The 14,495-nt window shown below is 74.5% G+C and carries 14 protein-coding genes; 4 read left to right on the top strand and 10 right to left on the bottom strand.

Features of this window, described 5'->3' with window-relative positions; translation table 11 throughout:
• Position 1: 1 nt before the first annotated feature.
• From ASG36_RS10775 to ASG36_RS10750, 6 genes are all read right to left on the bottom strand, one after another.
• The gene (locus tag ASG36_RS10775; RefSeq protein WP_200944433.1) at positions 2–1,408 is read right to left on the bottom strand and encodes an MSMEG_0567/sll0787 family protein; all 1,407 of its coding nucleotides are present in this window, start codon (positions 1,406–1,408) and stop codon (positions 2–4) included.
• Positions 1,405–2,469, bottom strand: coding sequence for an MSMEG_0568 family radical SAM protein (locus ASG36_RS10770; RefSeq protein ID WP_055763627.1), 1,065 nt, complete (start codon positions 2,467–2,469; stop codon positions 1,405–1,407). Before ASG36_RS10770 ends, ASG36_RS10775 begins: the two co-directional genes overlap by 4 nt.
• A gap of 10 nt (positions 2,470–2,479) precedes the next feature.
• Entirely contained in the window at positions 2,480–3,013 is a 534-nt protein-coding gene (locus tag ASG36_RS10765) for an MSMEG_0572/Sll0783 family nitrogen starvation response protein (protein WP_200944432.1), read from the bottom strand.
• Between the two features lie 31 nt (positions 3,014–3,044).
• The gene (locus tag ASG36_RS10760; protein WP_055763626.1) at positions 3,045–3,875 is read right to left on the bottom strand and encodes an amidohydrolase family protein; all 831 of its coding nucleotides are present in this window, start codon (positions 3,873–3,875) and stop codon (positions 3,045–3,047) included.
• Between the two features lie 106 nt (positions 3,876–3,981).
• Positions 3,982–4,347: a hypothetical protein gene (locus tag ASG36_RS10755; RefSeq protein ID WP_055763624.1), complete on the bottom strand. Its 366-nt coding sequence runs from the start codon at positions 4,345–4,347 to the stop codon at positions 3,982–3,984.
• Positions 4,335–4,541, bottom strand: a complete 207-nt coding sequence (locus ASG36_RS10750) for a hypothetical protein (protein ID WP_055764951.1) — start codon at positions 4,539–4,541, stop codon at positions 4,335–4,337. The genes ASG36_RS10755 and ASG36_RS10750 overlap by 13 nt, the downstream gene beginning before the upstream one ends.
• A 679-nt stretch (positions 4,542–5,220) precedes the next feature.
• On the opposite strand from ASG36_RS10750, the gene ASG36_RS21920 reads away from it, so the two are divergent.
• Positions 5,221–5,859, top strand: a complete 639-nt coding sequence (locus tag ASG36_RS21920) for a hypothetical protein (protein ID WP_157498762.1) — start codon at positions 5,221–5,223, stop codon at positions 5,857–5,859.
• Between the two features lie 140 nt (positions 5,860–5,999).
• Complete coding sequence (locus ASG36_RS10740) at positions 6,000–8,495, top strand: hypothetical protein (RefSeq protein ID WP_157498761.1); 2,496 nt, start codon at positions 6,000–6,002, stop codon at positions 8,493–8,495.
• Positions 8,496–8,561: 66 nt separating this feature from the next.
• On the opposite strand, the gene ASG36_RS10735 is transcribed toward ASG36_RS10740, so the two are convergent.
• Positions 8,562–9,941, bottom strand: a complete 1,380-nt coding sequence (locus ASG36_RS10735; protein WP_055764949.1) for a metallopeptidase TldD-related protein — start codon at positions 9,939–9,941, stop codon at positions 8,562–8,564.
• A gap of 5 nt (positions 9,942–9,946) precedes the next feature.
• Entirely contained in the window at positions 9,947–11,461 is a 1,515-nt protein-coding gene (locus tag ASG36_RS10730) for a TldD/PmbA family protein (RefSeq protein WP_055763618.1), read from the bottom strand.
• Between the two features lie 43 nt (positions 11,462–11,504).
• Between ASG36_RS10730 and ASG36_RS10725 the strand changes: the two genes are divergently transcribed.
• Entirely contained in the window at positions 11,505–12,005 is a 501-nt protein-coding gene (locus ASG36_RS10725; protein ID WP_235494852.1) for a low molecular weight protein-tyrosine-phosphatase, read from the top strand.
• Between the two features lie 3 nt (positions 12,006–12,008).
• On the opposite strand, the gene ASG36_RS10720 is transcribed toward ASG36_RS10725, so the two are convergent.
• Positions 12,009–12,377 carry a hypothetical protein gene (locus tag ASG36_RS10720; protein ID WP_055763616.1) on the bottom strand — a complete coding sequence of 123 codons (369 nt, stop codon included), beginning with the start codon at positions 12,375–12,377 and terminating at the stop codon, positions 12,009–12,011.
• Positions 12,374–13,675: an amidohydrolase family protein gene (locus tag ASG36_RS10715; RefSeq protein ID WP_055763614.1), complete on the bottom strand. Its 1,302-nt coding sequence runs from the start codon at positions 13,673–13,675 to the stop codon at positions 12,374–12,376. Before ASG36_RS10715 ends, ASG36_RS10720 begins: the two co-directional genes overlap by 4 nt.
• Before the next feature lie 58 nt (positions 13,676–13,733).
• Between ASG36_RS10715 and ASG36_RS10710 the strand changes: the two genes are divergently transcribed.
• Entirely contained in the window at positions 13,734–14,450 is a 717-nt protein-coding gene (locus ASG36_RS10710; protein ID WP_082523011.1) for a DedA family protein, read from the top strand.
• Positions 14,451–14,495: the final 45 nt, after the last annotated feature.

Here is a 14,495-nt window from a genome sequence, read left to right as displayed (position 1 = left end):
GTCAGTTCTCCGTGGGGTGGGAGGCACCCAGACCGGTCACCGGACCGGTCAGGGCAGGGGTGGTCGAGCCATCGGGCCAGCGCAGCCGCACGCCGGAGCCGGGGACGAGCTCGCCGCAGGTGGCACTGGTCGCCGGGCCTGCGGGGGCGACGGGGCGGTCGGCGTCGTCGGTGGTGAGGAAGGCCGAGCCGGGGAAGCAGGTGAACCAGTCCCCGACCGTGGCGCCGTCGGGGCGGGGCACGGCGGCGACGTCGAGCACCGCCCCGCAGCCGCTGGCCTCGGCGAGCATCCCGAGGGTGCCGACCAGCCCGGCCATGGAGACGTCCTTCGCCGCGGCCGGGGCGGTGCGGGCGACGACGGAGCCCATCAGCTGCAGCTCCGCCGTCGTCCGGCCGGTGGTGGAGTCCCACTGACGGCCGGTCGCGCCGCGGCGCCACCCGCCGCCGAGGTCGGCGGTCAGGCGCACCTGCTGGCCCGGCCGCCCCCCGGAGCCGGGGACCGGGTGGTCGGTGCGGCCCAGCGCGGTCACGCTCAGTGCCGCGGGCACGCCGAGCTGGGTGTGTCCGCCGAGCACCGGCACGCCCCAGGCCTGCGACCCGGCACGGAGTCCGGCCACGACCCGGGCGGCGAAGGAGGCGTCCCGGGCGCCGATGGAGTCCAGCAGCCCGAGCGGGGCGGCGCCCATCGCGGACAGGTCGTTGACGTTGACCAGCACCCCGCACCAGCCGGCCCACTCCGGGTCGCGCTCGACCATCGAGGGCAGGATCGCGTCGCACGCCGCGACCACGTCGGTGCCGGGCACGGGGGCACCGTCGTCCCCGACGAACCCGGCGCCGCCCAGCTGGAAGCCGGCCAGCAGGCCACCGAGCGGGGACTTGGTCGCCCGCGCCAGGGCAGCCAGACGGCCGATCGGCCACGTCATGGCGGTGTGCGGGCGGCCGGCGAGCAGCGTCGGGCCGACGGTCTGCCAGCCGAGCCGGGTGAACAGCCCGGCGTACCGGTCCTGCACGGTGGCGTCGAAGCGCAGCGCACCGGCCTGCTCGGCCCGGGCGCAGGCCGCGGCGACCAGCGCCGGACCGACCCCGGGCGGACCGTCCGGGGCCACGACCAGCCGGGACCCGGTCCACCAGCCGACGTCGGCACCCACCGGGGCCAGCCGCACGCCGCCGAGCACCTCGCCGCGTGTTCCACGTGCAACGAGGACCACGGTGCGGTCGTCGGCGTCGGCCTCGTCGAGGTCGGAGCCGGCGAACAGGCCCTGGGCCTCCACGAAGGCCTGCCGGCGGAGCTCCTGGTGGGCCCGGACCCCGGCGGCGTCGGCCTGCTCGAGCTGCCAGCCAGGGGAGACGACGGCCTGCCGGTGGTCGACCAGGAGCACGTTGCGCTCCAGTGACTGCAGGTCGTTCACGCGCCGGCCGCCTGGAGTGCGCTGCACGCCCCGCAGGCCGCGCAGCCGGCGCCCTGGTCGGCGCCCCGCATGCCCAGCGCACGCAGCCCGGCCGCGACCCGGGTGGTCACGTCCTCCAGCACCGCGGGGTCGGGCGCCCCGATGCCGTCGGCCATCGCGAGCGTGCCGGCCAGCGGGCGGTAGGGGACGACGAAGGGGTAGACGCCGCGTCGGGCCAGGTCCAGCGCCCCGGCCACGAGCTCGTCGGGGTCCTCGCCCAGGCCGACCAGCAGGTAGGTGGACACCCTGTTGGCCCCGAACACCCGCACCGCCTCGGCCCAGGCGGCGTCGTACTGGCTCATCGGCACGCTGGCCTTGCCGGGCATCCAGCGGCCGCGCACGTCGTCGTCCAGGGACTCGACGTGGATGCCGATCGCGGTGGCGCCGGCGTCCTTCAGTTCCTGGATAGCGTCGAGGTCGTGCGGGGCCGGGGGCTCGCACTGCACCTGGATCGGCAACCCCGGCACGGCTGCGGTGATCGCCCGGACGCAGCGGGCCAGGTGCCGGGCGCCGCGGTCCCGGCCGTTGGTGGTGCCGGTGGTGAGCACCATCTGCCGCACCCCGTCCAGCCGGACGGCGGCCTCGGCCACCTCGGCGAGCTGGGCCGGGGTCTTCACCGCGGTGGTGGAGCCGGCGGCGAGGGATGCCTCGATGGCGCAGAACCGGCAGCGGTCGGCCTCGTCGTAGCGGATGCAGGTCTGCACCACGGTGGTGGCCAGCACGTCCTTGCCGTGCAGCCGGGCGAGCTTCTCGTAGGGCACGCCGTCGGCCGTGGACAGGTCGTAGAAGCGGGGCCGCTCGATCGCCTCGGCGTCGAAGCCCAGGTCGGCGCCGTCCAGCAGCAGCCGGCCCCCGCTGATCGAGTAGGGGCTGTCGGCGTCGAGCGGCAGCGCGGTGCCCATCCCGTTGAGCAGGACGTGCCCGTCGTCGCTGGGGCCCGCCCCGGCCCGTCGCCGGACCGGGGCGTCGACCCGGACGCCGAGGATCGCGACGTCCACGCGGGTGCTCGTCGTCCGGGTCATGGCCGGGCGACTAGAGGTTGTAGGTCGAGTTGATGATCGCGCCCTTGCGGGCGTAGTGGATCAGCGCGTCCTGCACGTCGAGCGGGTGGCAGGGGATGCAGCCGGCGATCAGGTCCTCCTCGCGGAGGCCGTGCAGGCTGAGCCCGAAGCGGCAGACGTAGACCGTGCCGCCCTCCTCGATGAACTTCTCGATCTGGCTGTTGATGTTCTGCTCACCGGGGAAGGCGGAGTCGCCGGTGGTCGGGAAGCCCCGGGTGGCCATGGCGTTCATCGCGGCCGGGCCGTAGAAGTACAGGACCGACTCGTAGCCCTTGCGCAGCGCGCGCAGGGCCTGCAGGCAGGCCACGAAGCTGACCGAGGACTCGTGCGCGATGCCGTGCACCAGCGTCAGGTAGCTCTCGCCCTCACCGGCCTGGTAGTCCGGGAAGATCTTGGTCGAGCCGTAGAGGTTGCTGCCCTTGGGGAGCGAGGGGTGCGGGACCTCGGCGAGGCTGGCCTCGGCGTTGGCCTTGATCTCCTCGGGCGTGGCGAGCGGTGTGGTCACTGGTTCCTCCGTGGGTTGGGGTGCTGCAGGGTCAGGACAGGCGGTGGAGCTGCTCGAAGTTGCCGCGGAAGACCAGGTCGGCGAGCTCGCCGTCCCCGGTGGCCGCGGCCAGGCGGGCGTGTTCGCCCTCGAAGTCGCCCCAAGGCTGGTCGGAGGCGAAGAGCACGCGGTCGTGGCCGATGCCGTGCCGCTCGATCTCGGCGGCGAACCAGCGCGGGGCGAAGCCGATGGCCCAGCTGGTGTCGGTGTAGACCCGCTTGCCCTCGGCGACCCAGGCGAAGAACCTCTGACCGATCAGCTTGATGTGGCCGCTCATCCCGCCGCCCATGTGCACCAGGTGCACGGCGACGTCGTCGGCGTACCGGTCGACCAGCTGGCCCACCTCGTCGATGTCGCTGGCCGCGCCGGGGCTGGTGTGCACGTGGACGACGAGGTCGTGCTCGCGGGCCGTGGCGAAGATGCTGTCGAGCTGCGGGAGACACGCCTCGTCGGTGGCCCGTCCGCCCAGCAGGAAGGACAGCTTCAACGCACTCACGCCCTGCTCACCGGCGAGCGCGAGCGCCTTCTCGGTGGCGACGGCGTCCTGCGGCCGCGGGCTGGTCCACAGCCCCGCGCGGATCCGCTCGTCGGTCTGCGCGGCCTCGACGACCAGCTCGTTGAGGGCGAAGGACGCGCTCGGGTCGGGCACCCCGTAGTTGGGGATGACCAGCGCGCACTCGGTGCCCTCGCGGTCCAGGTCGGCCTGCAGCTCGGCGATCGTGGCCCGGGCGGTGGTGTCGGGGTTGACCGGCGGACCGCCGTAGAACGGGAACGCGGGCAGCACGCCGAGGTGGCGGTGCGCGTCGTGCACCCGCTGTGTCATGGACCCACCGTGGGCCCGCCAGGTTCCAGTGCGGTGACGTCGGGAACGAGATGTCGTTACGTGTGCAGCGCCGACCCCCCGCTCGCGTGACGGGCGTGTGTCCTGCTCAGCGCCCCGCCAGCCGGTGGGCGATCACGGGGACCGCCTCCACCCGGCCGGTGACGATCTCGGTGACCAGGGCGACGGCGTCCTCGTCGGAGACGGCCGACGGCTCGCCGGCCATCGCCATGAGGGTCAGCGCCGCGGCCAGCGCGAAGGGCCGGTTGCCCTCGGCCAGCGCCGAGGCCGTGACCAGGGAGTGCAGCAGCGCGGCCGCCTTCTCCGCGGTGGAGCCGTAGACGTCCTGGTCCCCGTCGGTGGCCTCGACCCGGGCCAGCGCCGCCACGAGGAGACCCCGGTCCCGGATCCGGACCTCCGGTCCGACCACCCGCTCGGCGATCTGCAGGAGGTCCGCGACCGTCAGTCCCGCCACCGGGCCAGCTCCCGGAGCGCGGCCCCGTGCCGGTCCAGCTCCGTGTCGAGCACGAGGTCCAGCGGCGTCGCCTCGTCGTGCAGGGCCAGGTAGTCCTCGAGCGCCCGCTTCGCCACGTCCTGCATGGACACGTGCTCGACCCGCGCCCGTCGCCGCAGCGCCTCGGTCTGGGCCGCCGTCAGTCGCAGCGTCATCGCCATCTCGCACCCCCCGGTACGCCGTCCGGGTGATACCACCTGCGGTACCACGTCGAGCCGGTTCTCTGTCCATCTCACCCTGCGTGTTCGAGACGGAACGGTTCGTCGAGCCATTGGGCACGACACGCCGTCATTGTGCCCTGGATCTCACTACTCCTGGTGATCTGCGGGCGCGCTCCCTAGCTTTCGCCCCGTGTTCGAGGCCGATCTCCCCGAGGGCGGCCGACCGCCGTCCCGGGGTCGGCCGTGGACCCGACGCCTGCTCACCGGAGCCGTGCTCGGGCTGGGGTCGGCGGCTGCGCTCGCCGCCCTCGGCGGGCCGGCGTCCGCGGACGAGGCACCCGCGCCGGACACGGCGGCGGCCCAGCCCGAGGAGTCGACCGCACCCGCGGAGACCGTCGAGGAGACGCCGACCGACCCCGTCGAGACGCCCACGGAGGCGGCCCCCGAGGACCCTCCTGCCGTGTCGGCACCGGTGGACGACCCCCTGAGCAGCACGGACACCGGTCCGGCCGCGACCTCCAGCGTCGTGCTGTCGGCTGTGCAGGAGGACCCTGCCCCAGCACCGGAGGCCCCGTCCGATCCCGCGCCCGACCCCACGGCCACACCGGCCCCCGCACCCGTGCCGGATGCGGGGCCCGCCCCCGATGCGGGCCTCGCCCCGGCCGAGGCACCCGTGGCCGTTCCGTCCGTCGAGCCCGCTGCCGACCCCGCCGGGACGACGACCACCGAGGCCGCCGACCAGGTCGTCGCCGACCAGGCGGCCGCCGACCAGGTCGTCGCCGACCAGGCGGCCGCCGACCAGGCAGCACCCACCGTGGTCCCGGCCGATGGCACACCGCCGGGCACCACGGTCGGCACCGCTCTGCCGGCCGCCGAGTGCGGCGTCCCCACCGGGACGGGCGCGACCGCCGACCCGTCGTCCCGGACCGGCACCGGCCGGCACACCCGGCCGGCGGGCGACGACACCCCGACCGGGCACACGGCCGTCACGGAGCAGACCGAGATCGCCCCCGGCCCGGCGCTGCTCCCGAACGCCGACCCCGGCCCCGGCCCCGGCCCCGGCGACCCCACCGGCCCGATGGCACCCCCGGTGCCCGGCTCGCCCGGCGCGCCCCTCGCGGTCACCGTCGGCTGCGCCACCTCCACCACCGCCGGGCCCGGGCAGGGCTCCGGTGCCACCGGGGACCAGGCCCTCGCCGTCCTCACCACAGCCGGCCCCGCCCTCGAGGCCGGGACCGCCACCGCGCGCACCCTCGCCGCCGTGGCCCCCGTCGTCGCCACCGACGACGACCCGGGTTCCCGCCCCGACTGAGCCGGCCGCCCGGCCCTCGCTGCCCGACTCGGCGTGCCCACGGGGGGCACCCCGCCGAACCCGGCGAGCGCCTCGCAGTGCCGCTCCTCCCATCACCCAGCGGTGCGCAACGGTGCGCACCCGGCAGAAGGACGACCCAGATGAACCGAACTGTGCGCAACGGCCTGGCCGTCGCCACCATGGCCGGGGGGCTCTTCCTCCTCGGTCAGGCGGCGGCCAGCGCCGAGGAGGTCACCGCGACCTCCAGCTCCACCGACGGGACCGCGGTCACCGTCGTGGACGCAGGTGTCTCCGCCCCGGGCGGCAGCGCCGAGGGCACCACCGCCGAGAACACCGGTGACGCCACCGGTGGGGCCGGCAGCAACGCAGGCTCCGCCACCAGCAGCGCGACCGTCGCCGTCGAGGCGACGAACGTGCACAGCGACGGGAACGGCTCACCGACGACCAGCGTCGGACCGGCCACCAACACCAGCACCGGCGGCAACGGCGGCGCCGGCTCCGTCGCGGTGACCTCCAGCGGGGACACCGCGGCGGGCGGGGGCACCGCGAGTGCACCTGCCGTCACGGCGTCCTCGGAGTCCGTGGGCACCGGCGGAGGCAGCTCGGACACCGGGGCCTCGACCGCGGTCAGCGCTCCGGTCACCGCCGGCGGCGGCACGGCCACGGGCACCCTGGCCGGCAACGGCGGCAACGCCACCGGCGGCGCCGGCGACAACGCCGGGTCGGCGACCAGCGGGGCCGGCGTCGGTGTCGGCTGCGAGGACCTGCACAGCGACGGCAACTGCAGCCCGACCACGACCGTCGGCGGGGCGACCAACACCAGCACCGGCGGCAACGGCGGCGCGGGCACGATCGTCGTGGGCGCCAGCGGGAACACCACGGCCGGTGGCGGGACCGCCACCGGCGGGAGCGTGACGGCCAGCGCGGAGAGCGTCGACTTCGGCGACTTCCTCGAGTGGTTGCGGGTCAACGGCTACGAGTACGACAGCGTGGCCGGGACCGTCGTCTCCACCCCGGTGCGGGCAGGCGGCGGCACCGCCGAGGGCCAGCTCGCCGGCAACGACGGCAACGCCACGGGCGGGGCGGGCAGCAACGTCGGCTCGGCCACCAGCGGCGCCGTCGTCACCGTCGTGTGCTTCAACTACAAGAGCCACAGCACCTGCAACCCGGTCACCACGACCGGCGCGGTGACCAACACCAGCACCGGCGGCAACGGCGGCGCGGGCACGATCACCGTCGTCGCGACCGGCACCACCACGGCCGGCGGCGGCAGCGCCACCGGCGGGTCCACCACCGGCACCTCCGAGGCCGTCGGCTTCGGCGGCACCGGCGCCGGCACCGTCGTCACCGCCCCGGTCCGGGCCGGCGGCGGCGACGCCATCGGCAACGACGCCATCAACAGCGGCAGCGCCCAGGGTGGCAACGGCTCCAACGTCGGCTCGGCCCACAGCGGCGCCACCGTCGTCGTCGTCTGCTTCAACTACAAGAGCGACCACAACTGCAACCCCGTCACCACCACCGGCGCAGCCACCAACACCAGCACCGGGGGCAACGGCGGGAACGGCACCATCGCCGTCTCCGCCAGCGGGACCACCAGCGCCGGCGGCGGCACCGCCACCGGTGGCTCCACCACCGGCACCTCCGAGGCCGTCGGCCTCGGCGGCGCCAGCGCCGGCACCGTCGTCACCGCCCCGGTCCGGGCCGGCGGCGGCACCGCCCAGGGCAACCTGGCCCTGAACGAGGGCAGCGCCACCGGCGGCAACGGCCACAACCTGGGCTCGGCCTACAGCGGCGCCTCGGTCACGGTCGTCTGCTTCAACTACAAGAGCGACCACAACTGCAACCCCGTCACCACCACCGGCGCAGCCACCAACACCAGCACCGGCGGCAACGGCGGGAACGGCGGCATCGCCGTCTCCGCCAGTGGGAACACCAGCGCCGGTGGGGGCACCGCGACCCGCGGTGCGGTCTCCGGCTCCTCGGAGGCCGTCTCCTTCGGCGGCTCCAGCTCGGCGACCACCGAGGTCGTCGCGGGCGTCCGCGCCGGTGGCGGCACGGCCGTCGGGAACACGGCGACCAACAGCGGCAACGCCCAGGGCGGCTCCGGCCGGAACCTCGGCTACGCCTCCAGCGAGGCCACCGTGGTCGTCGTGTGCTTCAACTACAAGAGCCACGACAACTGCAACCCCGTCACCACCACCGGCGCTGCCACCAACACCAGCACCGGCGGCAACGGCGGCGACGCGGTGATCGTCGTGGACGCGCACGGCGACACCACCGCCGGTGGCGGGTGCGTCGGCACCTGCCCCGCCCCTGGTCCGGAGCACCCGACCGAGCCCTCCACCCCGGCTGAGCCCGTGACCCCGGCTCAGCCCGCCGCCCCCGCTGAGCACCCGGCCACCGCGCCGGCTGCCCACCCGGTGGCGGTCGTCCACCCCGCGGCCGCCCCGGCCGCCCACGTGGTCTCGACCGGGCGCGTCGCCCCGGCCGCGGTCACCCACAGCTCGGCGTCCGACGCCGAGCTGGCCTACACCGGTGCCGACCTCGGTGCCCCGTTCGCCCTGGGCCTGCTGGCCCTGGCTGCGGGTCTCGGCCTGACGACGGCCTCGCGCCGTCGCCGGCTGCAGGAGGTCTGAGGCCGCACCGCACGCACGAGGGGCCGGTCCGCACCCAGCGGACCGGCCCCTCCGTGCTGCCCGGCGTCAGCTGGCCGGCGACACCGAGCTCATGTTGAAGTCCGGCACCCGCAGCATCGGCATGGCCGCCCGGGTGAAGAAGTCGTTCCACTCCCGGGGCAGGGTGCGCTCGGTGCGGGAGGCCTGGGTGGCCCGGCCGAGCAGGGAGACCGGGGACTCGTTGAACCGGAAGTTGTTCACCGCCCCGGTCACCTCGCCGTCCTCGATCAGGAAGACACCGTCGCGGGTGAGACCGGTGAGCAGCAGCGACTGCGGGTCGACCTCGCGGATGTACCAGAGCGTGGTGAGCAGCAGCCCGCGTTCGGTGGAGGCGATCATCTCCTCCGTCGTCACCGTCGAGGTGGGGTCCTCCAGCACCAGGTTGTCCAGCGCCGCGGTGGCCGGCGCGGTCTGCTGCAGCGCCCAGGCGCGCGGGCGGATCAGGTTGGTGAGCACCCCGCCGGAGATCCAGTCGATCGCCGGCGTGGCCATCCCGTTGTCGAAGACCGAGGCCATGCCCGAGGACCCGCCGACCACCTGGAACGGCGAGCACTCCAGGCCCGGCTCGTCGGGGTCGCTGCGCAGCGTCAGCGGGAGGGCGCAGATGCGCTCGCCGATCCGGTTGCCGCCCCCGGTCTTCGCGTAGACGTTGCGGCCCTCGTCGGCGTCGCGGGCCTCCATCGTCCAGTAGGCGTAGATCAGCAGGTCGCTCACCGTGGAGGGCGGCAGCAGCGTCTCGTACCGCCCGGCGGGCAGGTCGACCCGGCGCTGGGACCAGGCCAGCTTCTGCTCGACCTCGGCGGCCAGCGCCTCGATGGAGACGTCGGAGAAGTCGCGGGTGCCGACCCCGGCCCACACCGAGCGGGCGAAGTCCCGGCTCTTGCCGTTCAGCTCGACCCGGCCGGTGGGCTGGTCGTGCCGCAGCCGCAGCCCGGTGGAGGTGCCGACGTAGGTGGTGGCCATCTGGTGCTCGGCGAACCCGAACAGCAGCTCGTCGCGCGCCCCGGCCGCACCGAACGCCTGCCCCAACGCGGGGGCGAACTCGCGGAAGACCTCGATCGAGGTGGTGGCGGGCTCGGCGTCCCACTCCCCAGACCCGGCCGGGACGTCACCGATGAGCGGCATGGCGTCCTCGGCCGGACCGGCGTCGCGGGCGGCCTGCTCGCTGGCCGCGACCAGCTCGGCGACGTCGGGGGTGCCGGTCCGGGCCACGGTGCCTGCGGCCATCCCGGCCCCGCCGTCGACGAAGCTGATGACGACGACCTGGCGGGAGCGCATCGCCCCGTTGGTGGTGAGGCTGTTGCTGGCCCACCGGAGGTTGGCCTCGGAGCTGTCGACGACGTAGACGACCTGCCCGTCGACGGTGGAGGCGGCGAGTGCGGCCTCGACGATCTGCTGTGCGGTCATGACGCTCACTGGCCGCCCTCCTGCACCGTGTTGAGGATGGTCGTGTTCTCGAACAACGCGCTCGGGCAGCCGTGGCTGACCGGCGCGACCTGCCCGGGCTGGGCCTTGCCGCAGTTGAACGCCCCGCCCAGGACGTAGGTCTCCGGCCCGCCGACCCGGCTCATCGAGCCCCAGAAGTCGGTGGTCGTGGCCTGGTAGGCGACGTCCTTGAGCTGCCCGGCCAGCTTCCCGCCCTCGATCTTGTAGAACCGCTGGCCGGTGAACTGGAAGTTGTAGCGCTGCATGTCGATCGACCAGCTCTTGTCGCCGACCACGTAGACGCCGCGGTCGACGCCGGCGATGAGCTCCTCGGTGGAGGGGCCGTCGGGGTCGGGCTGCAGGCTCACGTTGGCCATCCGCTGCACCGGCACGTGCGCGGCGCTGTCGGCGAAGGCGCAGCCGTTGGAGCGGCCCATGCCCTGGAGCCGGGCCATGTTGCGGTCGATCTGGTAGCCGACGAGCACGCCGTCCTTCACGATGTCCCACTGCTGGCCGGCGACGCCCTCGTCGTCGTAGCCGACGGTGGACAGCCCGTGCTCGGCGGTGCGGTCACCGGTGACGTTCATCAGTGGCGAGCCGTACTGCAGGCTCCCCAGCTTGTCCACGGTGGCGAACGAGGTGCCGGCGTAGGCGGCCTCGTAGCCCAGCGCCCGGTCGAGCTCGGTGGCGTGCCCGATCGACTCGTGGATGGTGAGGAACAGGTTCGAGGGGTCGACGACGAGGTCGTAGCGGCCCGGCTCGACGCTCGGGGCCTTCGTCTTCTCCCGCAGCAGCTCGGGGATCTCGGCGAGCTCGGCCCCCCAGTTCCACGTGGAACCGGTGAGGTACTCCCACCCGCGCCCGGCCGGCGGGGCCAGCGTGCGCATCGACTCGAAGGCACCGGTGGACCGGTCGACGGTCAGCGCGGTGAAGGTCGGGTGGATGCGCACCCGCTGCTGCCGGGTGCGGGTGCCGGCGGTGTCGGCGTACCACTTCTGTTCCTTGACGGCCATCACGTCGGACTGCACGTGCTCGACGCCGTCGGCGGCCAGCAGCCGCTCGGACAGCTCGACCATCAGCCCGGTCTTCTCCGCCTCGGGGACGGCGAACGGGTCGATCTCGTAGGCCGAGACCCACTCGGCGTCGGGGTACACCGGCTCGGGGGCGAGCTCCACCCGGTCGGTGTTCACCGCCGCCGAGACCTGCGCGACCACGACGGCCTCCTCGGCCAGCCGGACCGCCTCCGCGGCGGTCAGCACGACCCCGGCGGCGAAGCCCCAGGTGCCCTCGTGCACGACCCGGACGGCGAGACCGAGGTCCTCGCCGTCGGCAGCGGCCTCGACCCGTGCGTCCCTCAGCCGGAGGGTCTGGGTGCGGATGCGCTCGACGCGGATGTCGGCGTGCTCGCAGCCCAGGTCGACGGCCCGGGTGAGGGCCGCCTCGGTGAGCGCGGAGAGGGGGAGGGCCAGGAAGGACTCATCGACGGAACGGGGTTCTGCCACGCGTCCTGTCTACCAGCAGGCACCGACAGGAGAGACTGGGTTCGTGAGCACTGCTACCGACCCGTACCGCGTCTCGATGGTCTGCCTGGGCAACATCTGCCGCTCCCCGATCGCCGAGGTCCTGCTCCGGCGGATGGTCGAGGACGAGGGCCTCGCGGACGACGTCGTCGTCACCTCGGCGGGCACCGGCGCCTGGCACGTCGGCGGCCCGATGGACCCGGGTTCGGCCGCGGTGCTGCGCGCCCGGGGCCTGGACCCCGACACCCACCGCGCCCAGCAGATGACCGCCGCCGTCGTCGAGCAGTACGACCTGCTCGTCGCGATGGACACCAGCAACCTGGCCGACCTGCAGGAGATGGTCGGGGACGCCGACCACCCCCGGGTGGTCCTGCTGCGCGACTTCGACCCCGACGGCGCGGACGGGCAGTCGGTGCCCGACCCCTACGGCGGCGGGCCCGACGGCTTCGAGACGGTCTACGCCCAGGTCGAGGCGGCCTGCGCCGGTCTGGTCACCGCTCTGCCGGGGTTCCTCGCCGACCGCTGACCGTCAGCCGGTGACGGTCACCCGCAGCTCGACGTCGTCGTTCTCGGTCGCGCACGGCCCCTCGTCGCAGTCGGCCGAATAGCTGAGCACGGTCACGACGACGTCCCCGGGGGCCCGGCCGGTGAACAGCCGGGGGTCGGCCCCGTCGGGGGCCAGCACGGCGTCGTCCGAGGACGACGCGCTGGTGAACCGCTCAGCGGGGGTGTCGAGGCCCGGCAGGAGCGCGCACTCCCCGACAGCGAGGGTGACGCCGTCGTCCAGGTCCACCGGCTCGCCGCCGTCGGGACAGACGGCGACCGGGGTCGGATCTCCGTCCACGGTGGTGCCGCAGCCGGTGGCCAGCAGCGCCAGGACGACGACCGCCCGCCTCACCCGCGGGCCTCGGCCGCCAACCGGAGCGCCCGCTCCTGCACCTGCGCCCGCAGCGCCGCCTCGTCCACCGTGGTCGAGGCGCCGTCCCGGACGACCTGCCGGCCGGCCACCCAGGTGTCGCGGACGTGCCGGGAGCCCACCGACCAGACCAGGTGGGTGAGCAGGTCGGCGGGCTCGGCGACCGGGACGAAGGCGATGTCGTCGCTGTCCACGTGCACCAGGTCCGCCCGCCGGCCGACCGACAGCTGGCCCAGGTCGGGCCGGTCGATCGCGGCCGCAGCGGCGCCGGTGGCCAGCCAGAACGCCTCGGGCGCGGTGATCGCGGTGGCGTCCCGCTCGCGCAGCCGGGCCAGCTGGGCGGCCAGCCGCAGGTCCTCGAAGAGGTCCAGGTTGTCGTTGGAGGCCGGCCCGTCGGTGCCCATCCCGACCCGGATGCCCAGGTCCAGCATGTCCCGCAGCCGGGCGGTGCCGCTGGCCAGCTTGGTGTTCGAGCCGGGGCAGTGCGCCACGGCGACGTCGTACTCCCGCCACAGCTCGAGGTCGCCGTCGTCCATATGCACGCAGTGGTTCCCCAGCACCCGCCCGCCCAGGACGTCGTTCGAGGCCAGCAGCTGCGGCACGCTGAGCCCGTGGGTGGCGAGCAGCTCGTCGCCCTCGGTGGCGGTCTCGGCGACGTGGACGGTCAGCAGCAGGTCGTGCTCCCGCGCCGCGGTGGCCGCGTCCCGGAGCACCTCCAACGGCACAGTGTAGGCCGAGTGCGGGCCGATGCCGAACTCGACCTGCGGGTCCGCGGACGCCGCCAGCGTGACCGCGGTCTGCAGCTGCTCGTCGAAGGTGCCGAACCCGGGCAGCCCGATGAGCGGGTTGGCCACGATCGCCCGCGCCCCGGTGGCCCGCACCGCGGAGGCGATCCGCTCGGGCTGGAAGTACATCTCCACGCTGGTGGTCACCCCGTGCCGGAGCATCTCCGCCGACGCCGCGGTCATCGCGACCTCGACGTCGTCGGGGGTCAGCCGGGCCTCCCGCGGCCACATCACCTCGCGCAGCCACCGGTCCAGCGGCAGGCCCTCGCCCTGGCCGCGGAACAGCACCATCGGGGCGTGCGAGTGCGTGTTGACCATGCCGGGGGTGAGCACGCCGGACAGCGCGAGGACGTCGGCCTCCGGGGCGGCCGGGGCGTCGGCGGCCGGCCCCACCCAGGTGATGACGCCGTCCTCGACGTCCAGCACGGCATCGGGGACGACGGTCCCGGCCCGGTCCCCGACGACGACGGCCCGGGCGGTGAAGCGCTGCAGCATGCCCGCAGACGCTAGTGCCCCCGCCTCCGGGAGCCCCGACGCCGATACCGTGGGGCGCATGTCCGTCCTCGCCGCCGCTGCCGACGCCGACCAGGGGGGCATCACCGGGTGGTTGCTCGACGTGGTCCAGACCCTGGGTCCCGTGGGCGTGGGGTTCGCCATCCTGCTGGAGACCGTGGTCCCGCCGATCCCCAGCGAGGCCGTCCTCGGTCTCGCCGGGGTGCTGATCAGCGAGGACACGAGCCTGCTCGTGCCGATGGTCGTGGCCGCCACCATCGGGTCCGTCCTGGGTGCGGCGGTGCTGTACCAGATCGGCCGCTCGTTGGGCCCCCGTCGCTCGCACCTCTTCCTCGACCGGCTGCCGCTGGTGAAGACCGAGGACGTGGACCGCACCTTCGACTGGTTCGTGCGGCACGGCCGGTCCGCGGTCTTCTTCGGCCGGATGGTGCCGATCGTGCGCAGCTTCGTGTCGGTGCCCGCGGGCGTGGTGAAGATGCCGTGGCCGCAGTTCCTGCTCTACACGCTGGCCGGATCGCTGATCTGGAACAGCCTGCTGATCGGGCTGGGGGTCGCCCTGGGCCCGGTCGTCAACGACTACCTCCACTACGTCGACTACCTGATCTACGTCGCCGTCGTCGGCGCCGTCGCCTGGTTCGTCTACCGGGCCGTGAAGGAGAAGCGCGACCAGCGCCGCACCGGCCCGCCCGGACGGCACGCCGCCGACCGGGTGGTGGAGGCGCACGGCGACGCCGAGGACCGCGACTCCCACGCCTGACCTGGCCTTCCCCCGTCGGGTGATCGGACGCGCCGGGACCGCATC

Origin of the sequence: Geodermatophilus sp. Leaf369 (assembly GCF_001424455.1) — a bacterium.
Classification (GTDB): Bacteria; Actinomycetota; Actinomycetes; order Mycobacteriales; family Geodermatophilaceae; genus Klenkia.
Note: the sequence above shows the minus strand (reverse complement) of the source record. Positions and strands in the feature narration are given on the sequence as shown.